General features: G+C 72.4%; 21 protein-coding genes. 5 read left to right on the forward strand and 16 right to left on the reverse strand.

Annotated features, from left to right (window positions below; genetic code table 11):
* Positions 1-2: 2 nt before the first annotated feature.
* The 12 genes from CRP27_RS02585 to CRP27_RS02640 all read right to left on the reverse strand — a co-directional run bounded on the left by CRP27_RS02585 (position 3) and on the right by CRP27_RS02640 (position 10,248).
* Positions 3-899: a hypothetical protein gene (locus tag CRP27_RS02585; RefSeq protein ID WP_097179175.1), complete on the reverse strand. Its 897-nt coding sequence runs from the start codon at positions 897-899 to the stop codon at positions 3-5.
* The gene (locus CRP27_RS02590; protein WP_097179176.1) at positions 874-2,928 is read right to left on the reverse strand and encodes a flagellar biosynthesis protein FlhA; all 2,055 of its coding nucleotides are present in this window, start codon (positions 2,926-2,928) and stop codon (positions 874-876) included. The genes CRP27_RS02585 and CRP27_RS02590 overlap by 26 nt, the downstream gene beginning before the upstream one ends.
* Entirely contained in the window at positions 2,925-4,115 is a 1,191-nt protein-coding gene (locus CRP27_RS02595; protein ID WP_369680005.1) for a flagellar biosynthesis protein FlhB, read from the reverse strand. The genes CRP27_RS02590 and CRP27_RS02595 overlap by 4 nt, the downstream gene beginning before the upstream one ends.
* Positions 4,112-4,870, reverse strand: a complete 759-nt coding sequence (locus CRP27_RS02600) for a flagellar biosynthetic protein FliR (protein WP_097179177.1) — start codon at positions 4,868-4,870, stop codon at positions 4,112-4,114. Before CRP27_RS02600 ends, CRP27_RS02595 begins: the two co-directional genes overlap by 4 nt.
* Before the next feature lie 3 nt (positions 4,871-4,873).
* Entirely contained in the window at positions 4,874-5,146 is a 273-nt protein-coding gene (locus tag CRP27_RS02605; RefSeq protein ID WP_097179178.1) for a flagellar biosynthetic protein FliQ, read from the reverse strand.
* Between the two features lie 21 nt (positions 5,147-5,167).
* On the reverse strand, positions 5,168-5,914 hold the full coding sequence (gene fliP, locus CRP27_RS02610; RefSeq protein ID WP_255257440.1) for a flagellar type III secretion system pore protein FliP: 747 nt from the start codon (positions 5,912-5,914) through the stop codon (positions 5,168-5,170).
* A 68-nt stretch (positions 5,915-5,982) separates the two neighbouring features.
* Positions 5,983-6,510, reverse strand: coding sequence for a flagellar biosynthetic protein FliO (locus CRP27_RS02615; protein ID WP_097179180.1), 528 nt, complete (start codon positions 6,508-6,510; stop codon positions 5,983-5,985).
* Positions 6,511-6,520: 10 nt separating this feature from the next.
* On the reverse strand, positions 6,521-7,234 hold the full coding sequence (gene fliN, locus CRP27_RS02620; protein WP_097179181.1) for a flagellar motor switch protein FliN: 714 nt from the start codon (positions 7,232-7,234) through the stop codon (positions 6,521-6,523).
* Entirely contained in the window at positions 7,231-8,109 is an 879-nt protein-coding gene (locus CRP27_RS02625; RefSeq protein WP_097179182.1) for a flagellar motor switch protein FliM, read from the reverse strand. The genes fliN and CRP27_RS02625 overlap by 4 nt, the downstream gene beginning before the upstream one ends.
* A gap of 90 nt (positions 8,110-8,199) precedes the next feature.
* Positions 8,200-9,129: a flagellar motor protein MotB gene (locus CRP27_RS02630; protein WP_097179183.1), complete on the reverse strand. Its 930-nt coding sequence runs from the start codon at positions 9,127-9,129 to the stop codon at positions 8,200-8,202.
* A gap of 2 nt (positions 9,130-9,131) precedes the next feature.
* Positions 9,132-9,965 (reverse strand): motility protein A, encoded by an 834-nt coding sequence (locus CRP27_RS02635; RefSeq protein ID WP_097179184.1) that lies wholly within the window; start codon positions 9,963-9,965, stop codon positions 9,132-9,134.
* A gap of 1 nt (position 9,966) precedes the next feature.
* Positions 9,967-10,248 carry a flagellar FlbD family protein gene (locus CRP27_RS02640; RefSeq protein WP_097179185.1) on the reverse strand — a complete coding sequence of 94 codons (282 nt, stop codon included), beginning with the start codon at positions 10,246-10,248 and terminating at the stop codon, positions 9,967-9,969.
* A gap of 695 nt (positions 10,249-10,943) precedes the next feature.
* Here CRP27_RS02640 and CRP27_RS02645 point away from each other — a divergent pair.
* Both CRP27_RS02645 and CRP27_RS02650 read left to right on the forward strand, forming a co-directional pair.
* Positions 10,944-12,518, forward strand: a complete 1,575-nt coding sequence (locus CRP27_RS02645) for a UDP-N-acetylglucosamine 1-carboxyvinyltransferase (RefSeq protein ID WP_176505434.1) — start codon at positions 10,944-10,946, stop codon at positions 12,516-12,518.
* Between the two features lie 146 nt (positions 12,519-12,664).
* Positions 12,665-13,819 carry a DUF475 domain-containing protein gene (locus CRP27_RS02650; RefSeq protein WP_097179186.1) on the forward strand — a complete coding sequence of 385 codons (1,155 nt, stop codon included), beginning with the start codon at positions 12,665-12,667 and terminating at the stop codon, positions 13,817-13,819.
* Here CRP27_RS02650 and hutI read toward each other — a convergent pair.
* Genes hutI through hutU form a run of 4 tightly spaced genes read right to left on the reverse strand, consistent with a single transcriptional unit; the run spans position 13,788 to position 19,268 of the window.
* Positions 13,788-15,035 carry an imidazolonepropionase gene (gene hutI, locus CRP27_RS02655; RefSeq protein ID WP_097179187.1) on the reverse strand — a complete coding sequence of 416 codons (1,248 nt, stop codon included), beginning with the start codon at positions 15,033-15,035 and terminating at the stop codon, positions 13,788-13,790. The genes CRP27_RS02650 and hutI overlap by 32 nt on opposite strands.
* On the reverse strand, positions 15,032-16,360 hold the full coding sequence (locus CRP27_RS02660) for a formimidoylglutamate deiminase (RefSeq protein WP_255257404.1): 1,329 nt from the start codon (positions 16,358-16,360) through the stop codon (positions 15,032-15,034). The genes hutI and CRP27_RS02660 overlap by 4 nt, the downstream gene beginning before the upstream one ends.
* The gene (locus CRP27_RS02665; RefSeq protein ID WP_217990677.1) at positions 16,357-17,583 is read right to left on the reverse strand and encodes an allantoate amidohydrolase; all 1,227 of its coding nucleotides are present in this window, start codon (positions 17,581-17,583) and stop codon (positions 16,357-16,359) included. Before CRP27_RS02665 ends, CRP27_RS02660 begins: the two co-directional genes overlap by 4 nt.
* Before the next feature lie 2 nt (positions 17,584-17,585).
* Positions 17,586-19,268, reverse strand: coding sequence for a urocanate hydratase (hutU, locus tag CRP27_RS02670; RefSeq protein WP_255257441.1), 1,683 nt, complete (start codon positions 19,266-19,268; stop codon positions 17,586-17,588).
* Positions 19,269-19,471: 203 nt separating this feature from the next.
* Here hutU and CRP27_RS02675 point away from each other — a divergent pair, with 203 nt between their 5' ends.
* The 3 genes from CRP27_RS02675 to hutH all read left to right on the forward strand — a co-directional run bounded on the left by CRP27_RS02675 (position 19,472) and on the right by hutH (position 22,627).
* Positions 19,472-20,245 carry an IclR family transcriptional regulator gene (locus tag CRP27_RS02675; RefSeq protein ID WP_097179189.1) on the forward strand — a complete coding sequence of 258 codons (774 nt, stop codon included), beginning with the start codon at positions 19,472-19,474 and terminating at the stop codon, positions 20,243-20,245.
* Between the two features lie 157 nt (positions 20,246-20,402).
* Positions 20,403-21,068, forward strand: coding sequence for an IclR family transcriptional regulator (locus CRP27_RS02680; protein ID WP_097179190.1), 666 nt, complete (start codon positions 20,403-20,405; stop codon positions 21,066-21,068).
* Positions 21,065-22,627: a histidine ammonia-lyase gene (gene hutH, locus CRP27_RS02685; RefSeq protein ID WP_097179191.1), complete on the forward strand. Its 1,563-nt coding sequence runs from the start codon at positions 21,065-21,067 to the stop codon at positions 22,625-22,627. Before CRP27_RS02680 ends, hutH begins: the two co-directional genes overlap by 4 nt.
* The last annotated feature ends 19 nt before the right edge of the window (positions 22,628-22,646 follow it).

Raw genomic sequence — 22,646 nt, forward strand, 5'->3', positions numbered from 1 at the left:
GCTCAGCCTAGCGACAGGACGGGCACCCCCAGCAGGTGGACCGACTCCGGCGTGGCGGTCTCCCCCGCACCGATCGCCACGACCCCGGCGACGTGCACCCGCCCGGCGACCGCGGTGAGCATCGCGGCGGAGTCCGCCGGCTTCCGTCCGACGTCCACGACGACCCACACCTGGTCCGGGGCGAGGCCGTCCACCGTCGCGGCGTCGTCCCACGCGGCGACCGCGAGCAGGGCATGGCCGTCGCGGACCCCCTCGGCACGCGCGAGGATCCCGCTCCGCCGGTCCGACGCGTCCGTCGCGCGCAGCGCGTGGCGGGTGGCGAAGATCCCGGCGGCCGCGTCGACGTCGTTCGGGCGACCGACCAGGAGCACCAGGTCCCCGTCTGCGGAACGCACGGCTGCGGGCACGGGCCGAGCCGTGCCTCCAGGCCGACCCACGACCGGGTCCGTGCCCAGCGCGTCGACGGCCTGGAGGCGCGACCCGCCCTGACCGGGTTCCGGCACCTCCGGCGGTGCCGGCGCCGGGCGCGGGGCGCTCCCCGTGATCCCGTCCGCGACGAAGCCGTCCAGCACCGACGCGAACGCGTCGGCCCGCGTCGACGCGGTGCCGTCGCCGCCGGCGATCCGGGCCTCGGCCGCCTCGGCGTCCGCGAGCAGTGCCGCGATCCCGACCCGCGTGGCGGGGCCGTCGGCGATGGCGACGCGGGCGGTGGGGACCTCGTCCGGAGTCGGGACCTCCACGGTGGCCTCGACGTGCGCCTTGCGGAAGAGGCCGCCGATGCCCGGCGTCGTGACCCGCTCGGCGGCGACGATCCTGGCACCCGCGCCGAACTCGGCCCGGACGGCGTCCCGGACCTCGTCGAGCGTCGCGCCGTTACGCTGCAATCGGGTCGGCGGCACGGACCACTCCCACGGTCTCGATGGTGGAGCCCGCGGCGGTGGCCTCCTGGTAGGAGAGCACCGGCAGGCCGTTCGACTGCGCGGACACCATGCGGTGGACGGCCGGTCGGAGCTGCGGGGCGCAGACGAGGACGGCGGAGATGCCCTGGTCCTCGACGGACCGGACGGCGTCCCGGACGGAACCGAGGACCTGCTCGATGCGGTGCGCGTCGAGCACGATCTGGGTGCCCTGCTCGGACGGCCGGAGCCCCTCGAGCATCGACTGCTCGAGCAGCGGGTCGATCATGATGACGCGGAGCACCCCGGCGTCGAGGTAGCGGGCGGGCAGCGCGGGGCCGAGTGCGGCTCGGGCGGCCTCGACGAGTCCCTCGGGGTCGATGGAGACCTTCGCGCGGAGCGTGAGCGCCTCGCAGATCCGGCCGAGGTCGTTGATCGGCACGCGCTCGGCGAGCAGCCCCTGCAGGACGCGCTGGAGTTCGGCGAGCGAGAGCATGCCCGGGACGAGCTCCTCGACCGCCGCCGGGTTGACCTGCTTGACGCCCTCGGTGAGGACCTTGACGTCCTCGCGGGTGAGCAGCCGGGCGGCGTTGTCGCCGATGATCGCCTGCAGGTGGGTGACGAGCACCGAGACGCGGTCGATCACGGTGGCGCCGGTCATCTCGGCGGCGTGCCGGAGCTCGGCGGGCACCCACTTGCCGGCGAGGCCGAACACCGGCTCGACGGTCGTCTCCCCCGGCAGCCCGTCGAGGTGGTCGCCGAGCGCCAGGACGCTGCGCGACGGTGCGGTGCCCCGGCCGGCCTCGACGCCGGCGATCCGGATGGCGTACGTGGACGGCGGGAGCTCGATGCTGTCCCGGGTGCGGACCGGTGGCACGACGACGCCCATGTCCACGGCGATCTTCCGGCGGAGCGCACGGACGCGGCCGAGCAGGTCGTCCGACGCCCCGGACACCATGTCGACGAGGTCGGGGGCCAGGAGGATCTCGAGGGCGTGCACGCGCATCTGCTCGATGAGGTCCTCGGGGGTGTCCGCGCTCGGTGCCGCCGCCTCGAGCGCCTGCTGGGCAGCGGCGTCCTGCTCGGCGCGCTTGGTCTGCTGCCCGAGTCGCCAGGCGATGAACAGCAGGGTGGCGCCGATGAGCAGGAACGGGACGATCGGCATGCCCGGGATGAACCCCATGGCGATGGCGGCGACCCCGGCGATCGCGAGGGCGTTCCGGGACTGCGTGAGCTGGGTCGTCGCCGACGACCCGATCTCGGTCTCGGCACCCGAGCGCGTCACGATCATGCCCGTCGAGACGGCCATGAGCAGCGCCGGGATCTGCGTGACGAGCCCGTCGCCGATCGTCAGGATGCCGTACTTCGACAGTGCGTCCGTGACCGAGAGCCCGTTCTGCAGCATGCCGATCGCGATGCCGCCGACGAGGTTGATGACGATGATGAGGATGCCGGCGATCGCGTCGCCCTTCACGAACTTGGAGGCACCGTCCATCGCGCCGTAGAAGTCGGCCTCGGCGGACACGGCGGCCCGGCGTTCCTTCGCCTGCGCGTCGGTGATGAGCCCGGCGTTCAGGTCGGCGTCGATGGCCATCTGCTTGCCCGGCATGGCGTCGAGGGTGAACCGGGCCCCGACCTCGGCAACCCGCTCGGCACCCTTCGTCACGACGACGAACTGGATGACGACGAGGATGAGGAAGATCACCGCGCCGATGATGATCGACCCGGAGACGGCGACGTGGCCGAACGCCTGGATGACGTCACCGGCGAAGCCCTCGCCGAGCACGAGCCGGGTCGACGCGACGTTGAGCCCGAGGCGGAACAGCGTGGCGACGAGCAGCAGCGACGGGAACACCGAGAAGTCGAGCGGCTTCTTCACGAACAGCGTCGTGAGCAGGATCACCAGCGCCAGCAGGATGTTGCAGATGATCAGGAAGTCGAGCAGGAACGACGGCACCGGCAGGATCAGCAGCAGGATGATGCCGACGATGAAGACCGGGACGACGAGCTTCGGCAGGTCCTTGCGGTTCATGCGGGTACCTCTTCGAGTGGGCTGTTCTTGCGGAGTCTGCGTGGCCGGAGGTCACCGGTGAGGGTGGCGGGGTCGAGGACCGTGGCGACCTCGTCCGGCGTGGTCGGTCGTGGCGGGGAGTGCGAGCCGGCCGCCGCCCCGCGCGCCTTGAGCGCCATCACGAACGACAGCACGCGGGCGACGGGCGTGTAGAGGTCGACGGGGACCTCCTGCCCGAGCTCGCACGCAGCGTGCAGGGCTCGGGTCAGCGGGACGTCGCGGACGATCGGCACACGGGCCTCGGTCGCCTTGTCCCTGATCAGGGAAGCGACGGGACCGGCACCCTTCGCGACGACCCTCGGCGCGGACTTGCCCGGCTCGTACCTGAGCGCCACGGCGTAGTGCGTCGGGTTCGTCATGACGACGTCCGCGGTGCCGATCGCCTGCACCATGCGGTTGCGGCTCATCGCGAGCTGCCGGGACCGCCGCTGCGACTTCACGAGCGGATCGCCCTCGCTGTGCTTGTTCTCGTCCTTGACCTCGCGCTTGGTCATCATCGTGCGCTTCCGGTTCCGGCGGATCACCACGAAGACGTCGAGTGCGGCGAGGATCAGGCCGGCGGCGATCGCGGCCCGGAGCAGCGTTCCGGCACCTCCTGCGGCGGCGTCGAGCACGGCGGAGAGCGGCAGCGAACCGCTCGTCATCAGCACGGGGACGAGCGCCTGCACGGCGAACCAGAGGACGAGCCCCACGACGGCGGTCTTCAGGAGCGCCTTCGCCCCGTTCCAGAGCGCCTGCGTGCCGAACACCCGCTTCAGGCCGGCGATCGGGTCGAAGTGCTCGGGCTGCGGCGTGAGCTTCCGGACGTGCACGCCACCCTGCGCGACAGCAGCGGCCGTCACGGCGACGAGCACCACCCCGAGCATCGGACCGAGCGTGCCGGCGATCGATCCGAGCGCGTCGTGGAAGACGCCGTTCATCGTGCCGAGCGAGGGGTTCGCGATGACCCGCTGGACCGCACGGAGCTGGTCGGAGCCGGCCGCGGCGGCGTTGCCGATCGCCGCGGGCATCATCAGCGCCGCGGCCGCGATGCCGATCCAGGCGCCGAGGTCCTGCGAGCGGCCGATCTGGCCCTTCTGGTGGACCTCGCGCATCCGCTTCTGCGTCGCCTGTTCGGAGCGTTCTCCGCTGTCGGACACGTCGGTCACCCCCGTCCCGTGATCGCCGCCACCGCGTCGCCGGTGAGGGACGACACGACGGAGGGCAGGGCCATGAAGAGGGCGCCGGCGAAGACGACGGTCAGCCCGATCTTGATCGGGAAGCCCATCTGGAAGGCGTTGAGCGCCGGGGCGACGCGGGTGAGCAGCCCGAGGCCGACGTCGGCGAGGAAGAGCACGACGACGAGCGGTCCGGCGATCTGCAGCGACGACAGGAACATCTGCGACAGGGCGGTGACGAGCAACGAGGCGAGACCGCCCAGCTCGAAGGTCCCGGTCAACGGCACCGCGTCGAACGACCGCACGAGTCCCGCGACGATGAGCTGGTAGCCACCTGACGCGAACAGGAGCGCGAGCGACGCCATCTGGAACAGGCGGGTGAACTGCGCGCCGTTGACCTGCGACTGCGGGTCGTACGCCTGCGCGAGGGTGAACCCGCCGAACAGGTCGATCAGCGCGCCGGCCGACTGCACCGCCGCGAACACGAGGAACACCAGGAACCCGAGGGCGAGGCCGACGACGAGCTGGGTGAGGAGCGCGAGCAGGAACGGTCCCGTGTCGAGCGCGTGGTACCCCTCGGCGACGCGGGGTGCCACGCCGATCGCCAGGCCGAGCCCGAGGATCACCTTCACCGTCGCGGGGAACGCCCGGTACGAGAACGGCGGCGCGATGACGAAGAACGCCACGAGGCGCACGCCGGCGAGCATCGTCGCCTCGAGGCGGTCGCCGTTGATCACGAGTTCCATCGGCTACGTCCCGAGCAGCTTCGGGATCATGTCGAAGGCGATGTGGGTGAACGCCACCATCTCGGAGATCATCCAGTTGCCGCAGACCACCAGGGCGATCGCGACCGCGACGGCCTTCGGGACGAACGAGAGCGTGACCTCCTGGATCTGCGTGACCGACTGGAAGAGCGAGATCGCGAAGCCCACGACGAGCGACGTCACGAGGACCGGCGCGGCGAGCTTCGCCGACACCAGGAGCGCCTGCAGCGTGAGGTCGATGACGGCCTGCTGGTTCATGTCGTTCCCTGTCCCGTCGTCCTAGACGACGTGGTAGCTCTCGATGAGCGACTTGATGATGAGGCCCCATCCGTCGACGAGGACGAACAGCAGGATCTTGAACGGCAGCGAGATCATGACCGGCGGGAGCATCATCATGCCCATCGACATCAGCGCCGCCGAGACGACGAGGTCGATCACGAGGAACGGGATGAAGATGACGAACCCGATGATGAACGCGCTGCGCAGCTCGGAGATCACGAAGGCCGGGATCACCGTCGTCATCGGCACGTCAGCCATCGACTTCGGGTTGTCCTGACCGGCCGCCCGGGTGATGAGCGCGACGTCCTCCTCGCGAGTCTGGTGCAGCATGAAGGTCCGGATCGGCTTCGTGCCGATCTCGACGGCCTGGTTGAAGTCCAGGTGCCCGGCCAGGTACGGCTGCAGCGCGTCGTCGTTGATGTGCCCGAGGACCGGCGCCATCACGAACAGCGACAGGAACAGCGCGAGGCCGGCCAGCACCTGGTTCGGCGGGATCGACTGCAGCGCGAGCGCGTTCCGGGTCATCGCGAGGACGACGAAGATCTTCGTGAACGACGTCATCATGAGCATCAGCGCCGGGGCGACGCTGAGCAGTGTGATGCCGATGAGCGTCACGACGGCCGACGAGGGCGTGCCGTCGGGGCCGTTCACGCTGACGCTGAAGTCACCGGTCGACGGTGCGCTCGGGGTCGCGGGGGCGGTCGGCTGGACGACGCCGGCCGCGTGGGCACCGGTCGCGGTGAGCATGAGGAAGCCGGCGACGACCGTCACCCCCAGCAGCAGGAGTGCGATCAGGCGTCCGGTCCGCGCCGCGGTCACCCGGCCCGCCGGTTCCGGAGCGCCGCGGCGGCCTGCCGCCAGGTGTCGGCCGACAGGATGGAGCCCTGCAGCTGCGCGGACGTCGGCACGGCACGCCGGTCACGGTTCCGGGGACGCATCGGGAGCGGCTCCGCCGTGTCGGCCGGGAGGCGCGGCTCGACTGCTGTCTGCTGCTCGAGTTCCTGACGGAACGCGTCGGCCGACGGGGTCGGACGCACGGGCAGCTGGACGGGACCGGTCACGATGGTGAGTTCCGGCGCGGGCGCCTGCCCGCTCGTCAGCAGGTTGACGCCCTGCTCGGAGACCCCGAGCACGAGGCGCTCCCCCTCGACGTCGACCACGACGACGCTCGCCTTGCCGCCGATGCCCTGCCGGGCGACGACCTCGACCGAGGCCGAGCGACGGCCCTTGGCCTTGCCCCCGCCGAAGCCGCTCTTCGCCATGCGTCGGTGCAGCACCCACATCAGGGCGAGCACGACGCCGAGCGAGAGCGCGACGCGGAGGGTGATGACGAGCGTGTCCACGGTCGGCGGCTCAGACGCTCTCGGCGACGTCGAGGATCTTCGTGATGCGGACGGCGTAGTCCTGGTCGACCACGACGACCTCGCCGTGCGCGATGAGGCGGCCGTTGAGCAGGACGTCGGCGGGGGCACCCGCGCTGCGGTCGAGCTCGACGACGGCGCCCGGTTCCATGCCGAGCACGTCGCGCACGGACATCCGGGTGCGACCGATCTCGACCGTGAGGGTCATCTCGACGTTGTTGATCCGGCCGAGGTTCCCGGCGGGCAGCGTCGCGGCCGGGGCGGACGTGGTCCGGGACACCGTGCCGTTCTCGCGGACGCGCAGGGCGAACCAGCCGCCGGGCGTCCCACCGGCCGTGAGCTCGAACACCACCGTGTCCGGGTCGGCCAGGAGCGCCGATGCCGACTCGCGCCGGGCGTCACCGAGGACACCGACACCGAGCACGCCCGCTGCTGCCTCGAGCGAGGGGCGCAGCACGTCGGTGACGTCGACGATCCCGTGCTCGGTGCCACCAGCGGCGGTGACGGTCTCGAGGTCCGTGAGCACGAGGACCAGGTCGGCCGACAGGCCGCCGACGAACGAGGCGACCACGGCGTCACCGGCCGCTTCGAGGGCGACGGGGGTCGCGCCTCCAGGCTGGGCCACGACCGTCAACGGGACGGCCGTCGGGAGCTGCGCGGCGAGGGCCTCGGCTGCCTGCGTGTGGAGGGTGGTCGTGACGGTCATGCGGGGAGCTCCGATGTGGTGGTGACGACGATGCCGGCGAGGCGCGAGCCGTTCGCGCCGACCGCGGCGGTGCCGACGGGTTCGCCGTCGACCGCGATGGTGAGGGGTCGGTGCTGCGGGTGCGGCAGTGGCAGGACGTCGCCGACCGACAGGCCGAGCACCTGCGACGGCAGGACCGTCGCCGGGGCGAAGCGCAGGCTGACCCCGACCGGGACGCTCGCGAGCTGCGCGTCGACCAGGGCGCGCGCGTCGGCGGGCGTCACGTGCGCGGCGGCCTCGCCGAGCTGCGGCAGGACGGCCTCCGCGGGCAGCGCGAGCGTGCCGGGCGCGACCCGCTCCCCCACGCGGATCGTGAAGGACGCGACGATCATCAGGTCGCCCTTCTGGGCGGCCTGGGCGAACTGCGAGTTGAACTGGAAGCCGCCGGCCGTGACGTCGTGCGCGAGCAGTCCGCCGAACGAGTAGCGGAGGTCGTCGAGGGCGTCCTCGACGATCTTGCGAACGAGCGCCTGCTCGATGGGCGTGAAGGTGCGGTCCGGCGTCGGGAGCGGCTTCGAGGCGCCGAGCGCGTGCGACACCCAGGTGAGGGCGGCGTCGAGCGGGACCTGCAGGACGCCCTTCGGGACGACGTCGGCGATCGGGAGCAGCACCATGCCGGTGAGGGCGGGCAGCGACGCCGCGTACTCGTCGTACGTCGTCATCTGGACCTGTTCGCAGGTCACCTGGCTGACGGCGCGCACCTTGGCGGTCAGCTGTGTGCCCCACTGGCGTGCGAACGTCTCGAAGGCGAGCTCGAGGACCCGGGCGTGCTCGCGGGCGAGCGTCGACGGGCGCGCGAAGTCGTACACCTCGGGCGCTGGCAGGGTCTCGGTCACGGGTGCGTCTATCGGTTCGCTGTGGAGCACCCGTCAGTGCTGGCCCCCCTTCTGGGGCGGTGGTCGTGTCGGTGTCGTCCTGGGTGGGCCTCAGCCCTGTCGTGCTCCGTCCTGCGCCTTCGCCAGCGCGGGCATCAGGGCGCTGACGTCCTGGTCCTGGTTCGACAGCACCACGATGTCGACCCGGCGGTTCAGCGTGAGGTCCGCGTCGGTGCCGCCCTTCGCGAGCGGTCGGCTCGACCCGAACCCGACGCTCTGGACGTGGTCCGCCGGCATCCCTCCGCGTTCGACGAGGTCCCGCAGCACCCCGGTCGCCCGTGCCGCGCTGAGCTCCCAGTTCGTCGCGTACGGGGCGGTCGAGTTCCGCTGGTCGGCGTGCCCCTCGACGCTGACGTCGTGGCTGCTCGTCCTCAGGACCGGGGCGATGGCGTCCATGATCCGCTTCGCCTGGTCGGACAGGTCGGCGCTGTTGGTCGTGAAGTACGTCTCGCTGCCGACGAGCCGGACGGTCAGTCCGCGGGCGTCGACGGTGAACTGCACGTTCGACGTCTGTCCGGCCTTCTCCAGGTTCGCCTTGATCGCCGCCTCGATGGCCGTGAGGTCGTCGAGCTCCTTCTGGGCCGCGGCCACGTCGGCCTTCGTCGCGGTCGCCGGCACCACGGTGGAGGCCGGGTCGACGTTGGTGTCCTTCGTCCCCGACGACGCCGTGGAGTGGTCCGCCTGGGACTTGTCGACGGAGTAGCCGGAGCCGTCCTTGACCTCGTCCTTCGTCACGACCGTTCCGGACGCCGTGTCGACCTTCTGCGACTTCACCTCGCCGAAGCCCGTCGCGAGCGAGTTCTTCAGGGCGATGTACTTCTGCTGGTCGACCGTCGACATCGCGAAGAGCACGAGGAACATGCACATCAGCACGGTGATCATGTCCATGTAGGACGCCATCCAGCGCTCGTCGGGGTGTTCCGCCTCGTCGTGGGACTTCTTCGAGCGACCGCGGCCGCGTCCCCGGGGGTTCGCGCTCATCGTCAGGCCGCCAGCTGTTGGTCGTCGAGGTGGGCGTCGCTGCCCTTGCCCTTGTTCTTGGCGCCCTTCGCCTTGCCGTCCCCACCGCGCGCGGCCGGCGGGACCATGGCGGTCAGGCGCTCGCCGAGCAGTCGGGGCTGGCTGCCGGCCTGCACCGCGAGGAGGCCCTCCATCAGGAGCGTCTGCCGGTCGGCCTCGAGCTGCGCGAGCTTCCGGAGCTTGCCGCCGATCGGCAGCCAGAGGAAGTTCGCGGTGAGCAGGCCCCAGAGCGTCGCGACGAACGCGCTGGCGATGAGCGGGCCGAGCTCGTCCGGCTTGCCGAGGTTCGCGAGCACGTGGGTGAGCGAGACCACGGTGCCGATGATGCCGACCGTCGGGGCGAACCCGCCGAGGCCCATGAAGAACGCGCTCGCGCTCCGCACCGGGGCGGCGTTCGACTCGATCTCGTCCTCGAGCAGGATCCGCAGCTCGTCGCCGTCGGTGCCGTCCGCGATGTTCTGCAGGGCCTTCTTCATGAACGGGTCGTCGTGCTTGTCGGCTTCCTGCTCGAGCGCGAGCAGGCCGTTCGCGCGGGCCGTCTCGGCGAGCCCGACGACGTCGTCGATGACGGCCTGCGGCGGGGTGACCTTGCCGGTGAACGCCTTGGGCACGGCCTTGAAGCTGGCGATGGCGTCCTTCAGCGTGGTGCTCGCGATGCCGCAGCCGATCGTCGCGCCGAACACGAGGAGCATCGGCGCGGGCAGGAACAGCCCGGCGAGCTCGACGTGCTCCATCTCGACCATGCCGAACAGTGCGCCGAAGGCGACGAGGATGCCGATGATCGTTGCGATGTCCACGTCAGCGACCCCCGTCCTGCGTGCGGAGGGGCGCGACCGCGGCGAGCGTCGGCTGGGGGCCTGTTGCGTTCCGGCCGGCCGGCAGGTCGGTGCCGTACGCCATCCCGACGATGCGGGCGCGGTACGCGGCGATGAGGTCGATGACGTCGGCCATGGACTCGCGGACGATGTACTTGGCACCGTCGACCATGATGAGCGTCGTGTCCGGCGTCTCCTGGATGCGCTCCACGAGATCGGGGTTCACAGCGAATCCGCTGCCGTTCAGTCGTGTGACGACGATCATGGCCCGTCCTGGTTCTCGATCGTCCCGCCGCCGTCCGTGGGGCGGGATGCGGCCCGTCCGTGGGCCTGCACGGAGGACTATCGGCGGGCGCGGCGGTGCCGTTAGCGCCGGTCGCGCGTGTTGCGCCGAACCGTTGCGCGTGCAAGAAGCGACACCGGCCCGGCCGAACCGTTGCGCGCGCAAGTAGCGACACCGCGGCTGTCGTTCGACGAGCACGTTGTCGCAAGATGCACACGCAACCGTTGCGCGCGCAAGTAGCGACACCGCGGCTGTCGTTCGACGAGCGCGTTGTCGCACGATGCACGCGCAACCGTTGCGGGCGCAAGCAACGACACCGCGCCTGTCGTTCGACGTCCGCTTTGTCGCACGATGCACGCGCAACCGTTGCGCCACACACCAGCCTCGAGACGCGACGCCGGTCGCGCCGAACCGTTGCACGCGCAAGGAGCGACACCGCGGCTGTCGTTCGACGGCCGCCTTGTCGCACGATGCACACGCAACTGTTGCGCGTGCAAGGAGCGACACCGCGGCCGTCGTTCGACGAGCGTCTTGTCGCACGATGCACGCGCAACGACCGCCACCCGCCACCCGCCACCCGCCACCGAACTCTCACCGATGGTGTATTCCCAACCCGATCCTGAGAACCTGGGCGTTGTCCCCCTCGGTTTATCTCATGACCGTGTTACGTTGGCGCCATGTCCGACACCACCACCGTCGTCACGCCGACCACCACGGCAGTCACGAGCGCAGCACCCCTCCGCGAGGTCGGCGCCCTCATCCGGGGCGCACGCAAGGGCCGCAACATGACCCAGGCGCAGCTCGCCGAACGCGTCGGCACCAGCCAGAGCGCGATCAACCGCATCGAGCAGGGCGGGCAGAACCTGTCCCTCGAGATGCTCACCCGCATCAGCGACGCCCTCGACCAGCAGATCGTGTCGATCGGCGGCGCCCCGCAGCGTGCCCACCTCCGCGTGCAGGGCGGCCGGAAGCTCAGCGGCTCCATCGCGGTGAACTCGAGCAAGAACGCGGCCGTCGCACTCCTCTGCGCCTCGCTCCTCAACCGCGGGGTCACCCGACTGCACAAGGTCGCGCGCATCGTCGAGGTCGACCGCATCATCGACGTGCTCCGCAGCCTCGGCGCGACCGTCACGTGGTCGGCGGACGGCGAGGTCCTGGAGATCGTCGCCCCGGCCGACCTCCGCCTCGACGCCATCGACGCCGACGCCGCCCGCCGCACCCGCAGCGTCCTGATGTTCCTCGGTCCGCTGAGCGGTCGGTACGAGTCCTTCCGGCTGCCGTACGCCGGCGGCTGCGACCTCGGCACCCGGACGGTCGAGCCGCACCTCATCGCCCTGCGGCCCTTCGGCGTCGACGTCGAGGCGACCTCCGGCTGGTACGAGGTCGACGTGGCGAACACCGCCGTCCCCACGAAGTCGATCGTCCTCACCGAGCGCGGCGACACCGTGACCGAGAACGCGATCCTCGCCGCAGCGGCGCGCGACGGCGAGACGGTCATCCGGAACGCCAGCCCGAACTACATGGTGCAGGACCTCTGCTTCTTCCTCGAGCTGCTCGGCGTCCGCATCGAGGGCATCGGCACGACGACGCTCCGCATCACGGGCAAGAGCCGCATCGACGAGGTCGTGGACTACTGGCCGAGCGAGGACCCGGTCGAGGCGATGAGCCTGCTCACCGCCGGGATCGTCACCGCCTCGACGCTCACGGTCACCCGCGCGCCGATCGAGTTCCTCGAGATCGAGCTCGCGACCCTGGCCGAGATGGGCCTGCGCTTCGACGTCTCCGACGAGTACGCCGCCGCGAACGGTCGCACCCGCCTGGTCGACATCACGGTGCACCCGTCCGAGCTGCACGCCCCGATCGACAAGATCCACGCGATGCCGTTCCCCGGCCTGAACATCGACAACCTGCCGTTCTTCGTCGTCATCGCGGCGATGGCCGAGGGCACCACGCTCGTGCACGACTGGGTCTACGAGGGCCGCGCGATCCACCTGCTCGACCTGACCCGACTCGGCGCGAGCGTCACCCTGCGCGATCCGCACCGCCTCGACGTCACGGGGCCGACGCACTTCTCCGGTGCCGAGGTCAGCTGCCCGCCGGCCCTGCGTCCCGCGGTGGTCATCCTGCTGGCGATGCTCGCGGCGAAGGGCGAGAGCGTCCTGCGCAACGTCGGCATCATCGCCCGCGGCTACGAGCAGCTGCAGGAGCGCCTGAACTCGCTCGGCGCGTCCATCGAGACGTTCCACGACTGAACCCGGTCCGCCCAGCGTGACCCGACGGCCCGTCCCCGCAAGTGGGGACGGGCCGTCACCCGTTCTGCGGGAACCGACCCGTGCCTCCAGGCCGATGCCCAGGAGCGCTCCACTGCCCGCCCAGGCCGACGGTGCTGGATGGGGTGATGGCCACGAGATCGCTCCTGACCGTCCCCCTCCTGCTCACCGTCGCGGCGGCCGCCGTCGCGTGGTTCGTGCTCGGACCAGCTGCTGCGCTCGCCTTCGTGGCGCTCGCGCTCCTCGAGATCGCGATGGCCGCCGACTCGTCGGTGCCGATGGCCGGCATCGCCGGCCGCCTGCACTCCCCCGCACGACGGCTGTTCCTGTCGCTCGGCATCGTCGCGGGCGTCCTGGCGATGCGCCTGCTGCTCCCGCCGGCCGCGGTGGCGGTCGGCGACGCCACCGACCCGGCGAGCTCGGTGGGCGAGGCCGTCTTCGCCCCCGGCTCGTTCTCGGCCCACCTCGCCGAGGTCCGGCCCGCGCTCGCCGCCTTCGGCGCCGCCTTCATCTGGTTGGTCTTCGCGGAGTACCTGTTCAACACGGACCGCGCGTCGCGCAGGTCCTGGCTGGGCCGCCTGGAGGCACGGCTCGCCCGGGTCGCGCGTCCTCGCGTCTGGTCGCTGGTCACCGCCGGCACCGGGGTCGTGCTGACCGCGGTGCTGGTGGGGGTCGACGCCGGGTGGGCCACTGGCAGGCTCCTGCCGGTGGTGCTCGGTGGGGTGGCGGGCATCGGCGCGTACCTGCTGTCGAAGCGGGTGGCGGCGTGGTCGCTCGGCGGTCTGACGTCGTCGGACACTTCGTCGGTGGGGACGGGCGGCGCCTGGCGGATCCACGCCTACGCGTCGACGGTCGTCTTCGAGCGGGGGCTCGTCGTGTTCATGCTGTTCGAGATCCTCGACGGCGTGTACAGCCTGTCCGGGTCCGGGGTCCTCGGCGCTGGTCTCTTCGGTGGCGACGGCCTCGGCGCACTCGAGCAGGTGGCGGTCGCGGTCGCGGCCATCGGGGTGGGGGCGGTCTTCCTGGCCCGCCTGACCTCGCGGCTCGACGAGGCCGCCGGGCTGAAGCGGCTCCGCTACCTCAAGGCCGGTGCGGCGTACGTGCTCGGGATCCTCGCGGTCCTGCTCTGGACGAGCCTGCTCGTGCCGATCCCCGGCGTCGTCGTCGGGTGGTTCGGCAGCGTGGTGATCGGGCTGGCGCTCGCGACCTCGTTGCCGTGGCGGGCGTGGTGGAAGCGGGCTCGTCGAGGGCTCACCGGCCGGACCCGGATCGCACGGGGTTGACCGGGGCCGGGACCCGGACCCCACGACGCCAGGTCGCGACCGTCAGGGGCATGCCCGGACGGTAGGCGATGTGCGCGGCGGTCGCGGCGTCGAGGACCTGCAGGTCGGCCGGTCCCCCGATGCGCAGGCTGCCGACGGCGTCGTCCCCGCGGTCGAGCCCGAGCGCGGCGGCCCCGCCGAGGGTGGCGGCAGCGAGCGACTCCTCGAGCGTCAGGTGCTGCTGCACGACGGCCGTGGCCACCTGGAACTGCATCGACGACGTGAACGAGGTCCCCGGGTTGCAGTTCGACGCCAGGGCGATCCGGACACCGGCGTCGACGAGTCGTCGTGCCGGGGCGAACGGCGCCCGGGTCGACAGGTCGCACGCCGGCAGGAGCGTCGCGATCGTCGACGAGCCGGCGAGGGCGGCGACGTCGGCGTCGGACAGGTGGTTGCAGTGGTCGACGCTCGCGGCGCCGAGTTCCACGGCGAGGGCGACCCCGCCGCTCTCGCCGAGCTGGTTGCCGTGCACCCGGAGCCCGAGGCCCGCCCGACGTCCGGCGAGCAGGACCTCGCGGGACTCGTCCGGGGTGAACGCTCCTGCTTCGCAGAACACGTCGACGAACTGCGCGTGCGGGGCGACGGCGTCGAGCATCGGTCCGGTCACGAGGTCGAGGTACGCGTCCCGGTCCGCCCCCTCCGGGACCACGTGCGCGCCGAGGTAGGTCACGACGTCCGCCACCCGGGCGGCGATCCGGGCGAGCCGCTCCTCGGTCGCGACGTCGAGCCCGTACCCGGTCTTCGCCTCGATGGTGGTCGTGCCCTGCGCCGCGGCGCCGTCGACGACCGCACGCGCACCGGCGAGCAGGTCGGACTCCGAGGCCGCCCGGGTCGCACGGACCGTCGTCATGATGCCTCCGGCCGCGTACGGACGGCCGGCCATCCGGTCCACGAACTCGGTGGACCGGTCGCCGGCGAACACGAGGTGCGTGTGCGGGTCGACCCAGCCGGGCAGGACGGTGCGACCGCCGACGCTGGTCCGGACGTCGGCGTCCGGGGCATCGGTGCGCGCACCGATCCACACGAGCCGGCCGTCCTCGACCACGAGCGCCTGGTCGTGCCGGACGACGGCGGCCGCCGCGGCGTCGTCCTCGGCCGCGCCGGACGCGTCGCCAGGGACCTCGCGCGGGTCGAGCGTGCGCAGTTCGCCGATGTCGGTGATGAGCTCGCTGGTCACCGGTGGTCCTCCGTCCACGCCGTCAGCAGGTCCGCGGGTGCGCGGTCGTCCGCCAATCTGCCGTCGACGGCGCGCACGGTCCCGCCGACGACCGCGCGCCGGACGTCCGAGGCGGTCGCGGTGAGGACGAGCTGCGGCACCGCCGAACCCGTCGTCCGGACGCTCGTCGGGTCGACCTCGACGAGGTCGCACGGCGCACCCACCGCGATGCCGCCGCGCAGGCCGAGCGAGCGGTAGCCGGCCGTGCTCCTGGCTGCGTCGAGTTCGGCGGGCCTGAAGACACCGCGCCGTCGTGCGGCGAGCCGTTCTCCGGCCTCGAGCCCGCGGACCTCCAGGAACGGGTCGACCACGGCGTTCTGGTCGGACCCGAGCGCGATCGTCGCCCCGGCGTCGGCGAGCTGCCGAGCGGGGCCGATCCCGTCGCCGAGGTCCGCTTCGGTGGTCGGGCAGATGACCGCGGTGACCCCGGCGGACCCGAGGAGCGCGATCTCGTCGTCGTCGAGGTGCGTGGCGTGCACGACGCTCAGGCGCGGGGAGAGTGCACCGGCGTCCGCGAGCACCCGGGTCGGCCGTGCACCCCAGGCCGCCAGGCTCTGCGCGTTCTCGGCCGGCTGCTCGGACAGGTGCACGTGCAGCGGGACGTCGTCCGGCAGCTCGCGGGTGATGACGGCGACGTCGTCGGGTCGGACCGCCCGGACGGAGTGGACGGCGGCGCCGACCGTCACGAGGGGGTCGTCACCGACGGCGTCGCGGAGGGGGTGCCAGCGCTCGAGCCAGGCTGCCGCCGTGCCGTCGCCGAAGCGCCTCTGCTCGACGGCGAGCGGTTCGCCGGGAGCACCGGTCAGGTAGCAGGTGTCCAGGAGCGTGAGGCGGATCCCGACCTCGCGGGCGGCCTCGGCCAGCGCGAGCCCGATCGCGTTCGGGTCGTCGTAGGGGGTGCCGTCCGGACGGTGGTGCACGTAGTGGAACTCCCCCACGGCGGTCCACCCGGCGGCGACCATCTCGCCGAAGACCCCGACCGCCAACGTACGGTACGAGTCCGGGTCGAGGGCTCCGGCGGCGCCGTACATCGCCGTGCGCCACTGCCAGAAGTCGCCGCCGTCGCCGTGGGTCCGACCGCGCAGCAGTCGGTGGAAGGCGTGCGAGTGCGCGTTGCCCGACCCGGCGAGGACGGTGCCGAGCCGGAGGTCGCCCGGTGCCGCGGGGACACCCGGGTCGACGGCGGTGATCCGCCCGTCCGGTCCGACGCCGAGGCGCACGTCGTCCACCACCACGCCGTCGATCAGCGCCGTCGCGCAGTGCACCGAACGCACCTCGGCGCTCACGTCAGCTCCCGAATCACCCGGGTCAGGGCGTCCACACCGGCGGCGCAGTCGTCGGCGTCGGACCACTCTTCGGGCGCGTGCGACACCCCGGTGGGATTGCGGACGAACAGCATCGCGGCGGGCACGTGCGCGGACAGCACGCCGGCATCGTGTCCGGCTCCGGTCGGCAGTACGGGGACCGGGCGACCGCCGGCGCCGACGAGCACCCGGTCGATCGCCGTCCGCGGTCCGTCCGGGAAGTCGACGCGGGCCGACCAGGACTCCTCGGTGACCGAGACCTCGCAGCCGTTCGCGGTCGCCGCCGCACGGGCCGCGGCGGCGATCTCGGCGACCAGGGCCTGCGTGACGGTGTCGTCCCCGGCGCGGGCGTCGAGCCAGAACTCCACGGCCGACGCGATCACGTTCGTCCCGCCCGGTACCGAACGGAGCCGACCGACCGTCGCACGCGCGTCGCCGTGCTGCCGCGCCAGTGCTGGGACGCCGGCGATGACGGCGGCTGCGGCGACCATCGGGTCCCGACGGTCGGTCATCAGCGTCGCCCCGGCGTGGTTGCCCTGCCCGGTGAACCGGAAGCGCCACCGGCCGTGCCCGAGGATGCTCGACGCCATCGCGACCGGTGCGCCGAGGTCGACCAGCCCGCGCCCCTGCTCGACGTGCAGCTCGACGAACGTCCCGATCCCGGACAACCGATCCGGATCGGGCCCGACGCCGGACGGGTCGATGCCCGCGGACGCGAGCACTGCCTCCAGGCTGGTGCCGTCCGCGTCCGTCAACGCGAGCGCGCGTTCCGGGCTGACGGCGCCGCTCAGCAGGCGCGAGCCGAGGCAGGCGACGCCGAAGCGCGAGCCTTCTTCCTCGGCGAAGACCGCGATCGCGGTCGGGCGGGACGGCCGGTGCCCCTCGGCCTGCAGCCGGGCGACCGCGTCGAGGGCCGACACGACGCCGAGCGGGCCGTCGAAGGCACCGCCGCCGGGCACGGAGTCGAGGTGCGACCCGGTGACGAACGCGTCCGGACCGGGCGCGCCCCACCAGGCCCAGCTGTTGCCGTTGCGGTCGACCTCGACGTCCAGACCGAGCCGGGTCGCCCGCTCGACGAACCAGTCGCGCAGGGTGCGCTCGGCGTGGTCGAGCAGGTGCCGCGTGTAGCCGCCGCGGACGCGGTCGCGACCGACCTCGGCGATCTCGGCCAGGCCGGGCAGCACGGTCGCGCCGGAGTCCGTCACGGTCAGACCTCCCACATCGGCACGCGCAGGCCGCGCTCGCGGGCGACCTCCTCGGCACGCTCGTACCCGGCGTCGACGTGGCGCATGACGCCGGTACCGGGGTCGTTCACGAGCACGCGGGCGATCTTCTCAGCGGCGAGGTCGGTGCCGTCGGCGACGATCACCTGTCCGGCGTGGATGGAGCGGCCGATGCCGACGCCGCCGCCGTGGTGGATCGACACCCAGGTCGCACCAGAGGCGGTGTTGAGCAGGGCGTTCAGGAGCGGCCAGTCCGCGATCGCGTCGGAGCCGTCGGCCATCGCCTCGGTCTCGCGGTACGGGGACGCGACCGAGCCGGAGTCGAGGTGGTCACGGCCGATGGCGATCGGGGCGCGCAGCTCGCCGGACGCGACCATCTCGTTGAACTTGAGCCCGGCCAGGTGCCGCTCCTGGTACCCGAGCCAGCAGATGCGTGCGGGCAGGCCCTCGTACTGGATCTTCTCGCCGGCGGCGGTGATCCACCGGCGGAGCTTCTCGTCCTCGGGGAACAGCTCGAGGATCGCCCGGTCGGTGGCGGCGATGTCGTCAGGGTCGCCGGACAGCGCCGCCCAGCGGAACGGCCCCTTGCCCTCGGCGAAGAGCGGACGGATGTACGCCGGCACGAAGCCGGGGAACGCGAACGCGCGGTCGTAGCCGCCGAGCTCGGCCTCGCGGCGGATCGAGTTGCCGTAGTCGAAGACCTCGGCACCGGCGTCCTGGAAGCCGACCATGGCCTCGACCTGCTTCGCCATCGCCCGGCGGGAGTCGGAGGTGAACGTCTCCGGGTCGGACTCGGCACGGGCTGCCCACTCGTCGACGTCGTAGCCCTCGGGCAGGTAGCTCAGCGGGTCGTGGGCGCTCGTCTGGTCGGTGACGACGTCGATCGGGACGCCGCGGCGCAGCAGCTCGGGGAACACCGTGGCGGCGTTGCCGACGAGTCCGACGCTGAGCGCACGCCGCTCGGCCTTCGCGGCGGTGACCCGGGCGACGGCGTCGTCGAGGTCGTCGGCGAGCTCGTCGAGGTACCGGTGGTCCACGCGACGCTGGAGCCGGGCGCGGTCGACGTCGACGACGATCGCGGCGCCGCCGTTCAGCGTGACGGCGAGGGGCTGCGCGCCGCCCATCCCGCCGCAGCCGCCGGTGAGCGTGATGGTCCCGGCGAGCGTTCCACCGAACCGCTTCTCGGCGACGGCCGCGAAGGTCTCGTACGTGCCCTGCAGGATGCCCTGGGTGCCGATGTAGATCCACGAGCCGGCGGTCATCTGGCCGTACATGGTCAGGCCCTCGGCCTCGAGCTTGCGGAACTCCGGCCACGTCGCCCAGTCCCCGACGAGGTTCGAGTTCGCGATGAGCACGCGGGGCGCCCACTCGTGCGTGCGGAACACCCCGACGGGCTTGCCGGACTGCACGAGGAGCGTCTCGTCGGACTCGAGGTCGCGCAGCGCGTGCACGATCGCGTCGAACGCCTGCCAGTTCCGCGCCGCCTTGCCGGTGCCGCCGTAGACGACGAGGTCCTCGGGGCGCTCGGCCACCTCGGGGTCGAGGTTGTTCATGAGCATGCGCAGCGGTGCCTCGGTCTGCCAGCTCTTGGCGGAGAGCGTCGTCCCGCGCGCGGCGCGGACCGTCCGGGGGCCCGATCCGGCCGGGGTCGGGTTCGGGTTCGACACGGCGTGGTCTGCTGCTGTCTCGGTCACGGTGGCTCCTTCGTCGGTGGTCTCGCCGCCCGGCCGGGCGCTGGTCCGTCGGCGTCCGCCGGGTCCTGCCCGTCGGCCTCCCCCCATCTGACAGGAGCGGCCCGGGTGCGTGGAGGTCGCGGCGCCAGATAGTGTCCGGGGTACCGGACAGGAAACGACGCCGACATCGGAGCACCATGCCCAGCCCCTCGCCGAAGGTCCCCGCGCTCGACGCCGGCCTGCGCGTCCTCGGGCTCCTCGCCACGCAGCGTGGACCGCTCGCCGCCAGCACGATCGCCGCCCGGCTCGACCTGCCGCGCTCCACGGTCTACCAACTGTTGACGTCGCTCACCGAGCACGGGTTCGTCCTGCACCTCGTCGAGGCGCGCAAGTACGGACTCGGGATCGCGGCGTTCGAACTCGGCTCCGGCTTCACCCGGCAGCAACCGCTCACCCTGCTCGGAGCCCCGTTGCTCGCGTCCCTGGTCGACCGCACCGGCGAGAGTGCCCACCTCGGGGTGCTGCACGGTGCGGAGGTCGTCTACGTCGTCGAGGAACGCGCCCGGCACCGCGGAGCGCTCGTCACGGACGTCGGGGTCCGGTTGCCCGCGCACCTCACCGCGACCGGCAAGTCGATGCTCGCGGCGACCCCGACGGCGCAGCTCCGTGCGCTGTACCCGCCCGGTACGGCGTTCGTCCGGCGGACAGAGGCCGGCCCCGGCGACCTGCGGACGCTCCGGCAGGAGCTCGAGGGCGTCCGCACCGTCGGGTACGCGACGGAGGACGGCGCCGTGACGCCGGGACTGTCGTCGGTCGCGGTCGCGGTGCTCGACACCACGGGGTGGCCGGTCGCGAGCATCGGGTCGACGTACGCGTCGACGGCGGACGGCGGCGTGCCGCCGACGCTCCTCGCGGAGGTCCGTCGTGCTGCCGACGTGCTCGCCCGGCGGCTCGGCACGTCGCCGTCCTGACCGACGTCGCCGACGCACCCCGTGCGGTCTTCCGCGACCACAGGGCGGCCTGGAGGCGCGGTGCGGGCCCGCCCCGCGCCTCCAGTCCTGCAGATTTCACGAGAACGAAACACGGCATTGCTACTCAATGAAAATCAGATTCCGTAGGGTGGCAGCCATGACCGAGCAATCCACGGGCGGACAGGGCATGCGGACGATCGACCGCGCGCTCGTCCTGCTCGGCCTGGTGTGCGACGCGGACGGCATCTCGCTGACCGAGGCCGCACGGCGGGCCGATCTGTCGGCGAGCACCGCCCTCCGCCTCCTCCGAGCACTCGAACACCGGGAGTTCGTCCGCCGCGACGACGACGGTGCGTTCACGGCCGGCCCGCACCTCGTGCAGCTCGGTGCGGCGGCCCTCTCGAACACCGCGCTCGTCGCCCAGACCCGCGACGCCATGCGCCGCGTCGCCCAGTGCACGACGGAGTCCTGCTACCTCAGCGTGTTCGGCGTCGGCGACACCGCGATGCACCTCGCCATCGCCGAGGGCACCCAGTCCATCCGGCACGTCGGGTGGGTCGGCCGCACGATCCCGCTCACCGACACCGCCGTCGGCCGGGTCCTGCTCGACGACGTCGGCGAGGACGGGTACGTCGTCGTGGCCGAGGGCGCCGAGCGCGACGTGACGGCGGTGTCCGCCCCGGTGCGCGCCGGCCACCGGGTGGTCGCCGCGATGTCCTGCCTGGTCCCCAGCTACCGGCTCACCGACCCGGCCGACGTCGCCCGGATCGGCGAGCACCTGGTCCGGGAGTCGACCGCGGTGTACCCGGCGGTGCCCGCATGAGCGGCGGTCCCCGGACGGGCGACCGCGCCGGCACCGAGACAGTGCTGCTCGACGACGCCCCGCTCACCGTCGACCAGGTCGTCGCCGTCGCCCGGCACGGTGCCGTCGTCCGGTTCTCCGACGGGTACGCCCGCCGGGTCGACGCCGCGGCCGACCTCGTCACCCGGTTCCTGGACGACCGCACCGTCGTGTACGGCGTGACGACCGGCTTCGGCGACAACTACACCGAGACCATCGCACCGGAGGACGCCCTGCGCCTGCAGGAGAACATCATCGTCTCCCACGCGGTGTCGGTCGGCGCGCCGATCCCCGAGGACCAGGTCCGGGCGATCCTCGTCGTGATGCTCGCGCACCTCGGCGCCGGGCGGTCCGGCACCCGTCTGGAGACGCTCGAACTGATCCGCGCACTGCTCGAGGAGCACGTCACGCCGGTCGTCCCCGGCGCCGGCTCGCTCGGCTACCTGGCGCTCGAGGCGCACATCGCCCTCGTGCTCACCGGCCGGGGTCAGGCGACCGTCGACGGCGACGTGGTGAGCGGCGCCGAGGCACTCCGCCGCCGGGGCCTGACGCCCGTGCGGCTCCGGGCGAAGGAGGGGCTGACGCTCCTCAACGGCATCATGAGCATCACCGCGGTCGCCGCCCTCGTCGCGCACGACCTCCGGCGGGCGGTCCGGCAGGCCGACGTCATCGGGGCGCTGGCCTTCGAGTCGCTCCGCGGGACGACCCGCGCGCTCGACCCACGGGTGCACGCGCTCCGCCGGTACCCCGAGCAGGCCGCGAGCGCGCGGAACCTCGTCCGGCTGCTCGAGGGGAGCGCGATCGCCGAGCTGCACCGCGACCACCGCGTGCAGGACCCCTACCTGCTCCGTGCGCTCCCCCAGCTGCACGGGTCCGTCCGGCGCTCGTTCGACGACGCCGCCCGGGTCGTCGACGAGTCCCTCGGTTCCGTCGGCGACAACCCCCTGCTGTTCCCGGAGGACGGCGACGCGGTCATGGCCGGCAACTTCGACGGGACCTCCGTCGGCCTCGCGATGGACGCCGTGAAGGCCGCCGCGGCGGTGCTCGCCCACCACAGCGAACGCCGCACGGACCGCATGGTGAACAGCACCGTGAGCGAGCTGCCGCCGTTCCTCGCGTCGACCCCCGGGCTCAACAACGGCCTGATGATCCCGCAGTACACGGCCGCGGCGCTCGTGCTCGAGATGCGCGGCGAGGTCTCCCCCGCCTCGGTCGAGTCGATCCCGACGTCGGCCGGCCAGGAGGACCCGGTGAGCAACGCGCATCTCGCCGCCCAGCAGGCGTACCGTTCCGTCGACCGCCTGCAGTACGTGCTCGCGATCGAACTGCTCGCGGCGGCGCAGGCTGCCGACCTGCTCGAGGACGAGGTCGGCGTGTCCGGCTCGCCAGCCCTCCGCGCCGGCCGGGACACCGTCCGCCGACTCGTCCCCACCGCCCCGGTCGACCGCGAGTTCGGCCGGGACATCGAGGCCCTCCGCACCTTCCTGACGTCCGACGACCTCGTCGCCGCCGCGGAGTCCGTCACGGGCCCGCTCGAATGACCACCCCACACCATCGGAG

The sequence above is a fragment of the Curtobacterium sp. 314Chir4.1 genome (genome assembly GCF_900215175.1).
GTDB classification, from domain to species: Bacteria; Actinomycetota; Actinomycetes; order Actinomycetales; family Microbacteriaceae; genus Curtobacterium; species Curtobacterium pusillum_A.

What these genes read in the sequence shown, in the direction of transcription:
- CRP27_RS02675 (WP_097179189.1), top strand. Translation starts at nt 19,472, where the DNA reads ATGCCCAGCCCCTCGCCGAAGGTCCCCGCGCTCGACGCCGGCCTGCGC.
- CRP27_RS02590 (WP_097179176.1), bottom strand. Translation starts at nt 2,928, where the DNA reads ATGAACCGCAAGGACCTGCCGAAGCTCGTCGTCCCGGTCTTCATCGTC.
- CRP27_RS02650 (WP_097179186.1), top strand. Translation starts at nt 12,665, where the DNA reads ATGGCCACGAGATCGCTCCTGACCGTCCCCCTCCTGCTCACCGTCGCG.
- CRP27_RS02605 (WP_097179178.1), bottom strand. Translation starts at nt 5,146, where the DNA reads ATGAACCAGCAGGCCGTCATCGACCTCACGCTGCAGGCGCTCCTGGTG.
- CRP27_RS02680 (WP_097179190.1), top strand. Translation starts at nt 20,403, where the DNA reads ATGACCGAGCAATCCACGGGCGGACAGGGCATGCGGACGATCGACCGC.
- CRP27_RS02645 (WP_176505434.1), top strand. Translation starts at nt 10,944, where the DNA reads ATGTCCGACACCACCACCGTCGTCACGCCGACCACCACGGCAGTCACG.
- CRP27_RS02600 (WP_097179177.1), bottom strand. Translation starts at nt 4,870, where the DNA reads ATGGAACTCGTGATCAACGGCGACCGCCTCGAGGCGACGATGCTCGCC.
- CRP27_RS02640 (WP_097179185.1), bottom strand. Translation starts at nt 10,248, where the DNA reads ATGATCGTCGTCACACGACTGAACGGCAGCGGATTCGCTGTGAACCCC.
- hutH (WP_097179191.1), top strand. Translation starts at nt 21,065, where the DNA reads ATGAGCGGCGGTCCCCGGACGGGCGACCGCGCCGGCACCGAGACAGTG.
- CRP27_RS02630 (WP_097179183.1), bottom strand. Translation starts at nt 9,129, where the DNA reads ATGAGCGCGAACCCCCGGGGACGCGGCCGCGGTCGCTCGAAGAAGTCC.
- fliP (WP_255257440.1), bottom strand. Translation starts at nt 5,914, where the DNA reads ATGCTCACCGCGACCGGTGCCCACGCGGCCGGCGTCGTCCAGCCGACC.
- fliN (WP_097179181.1), bottom strand. Translation starts at nt 7,234, where the DNA reads ATGACCGTCACGACCACCCTCCACACGCAGGCAGCCGAGGCCCTCGCC.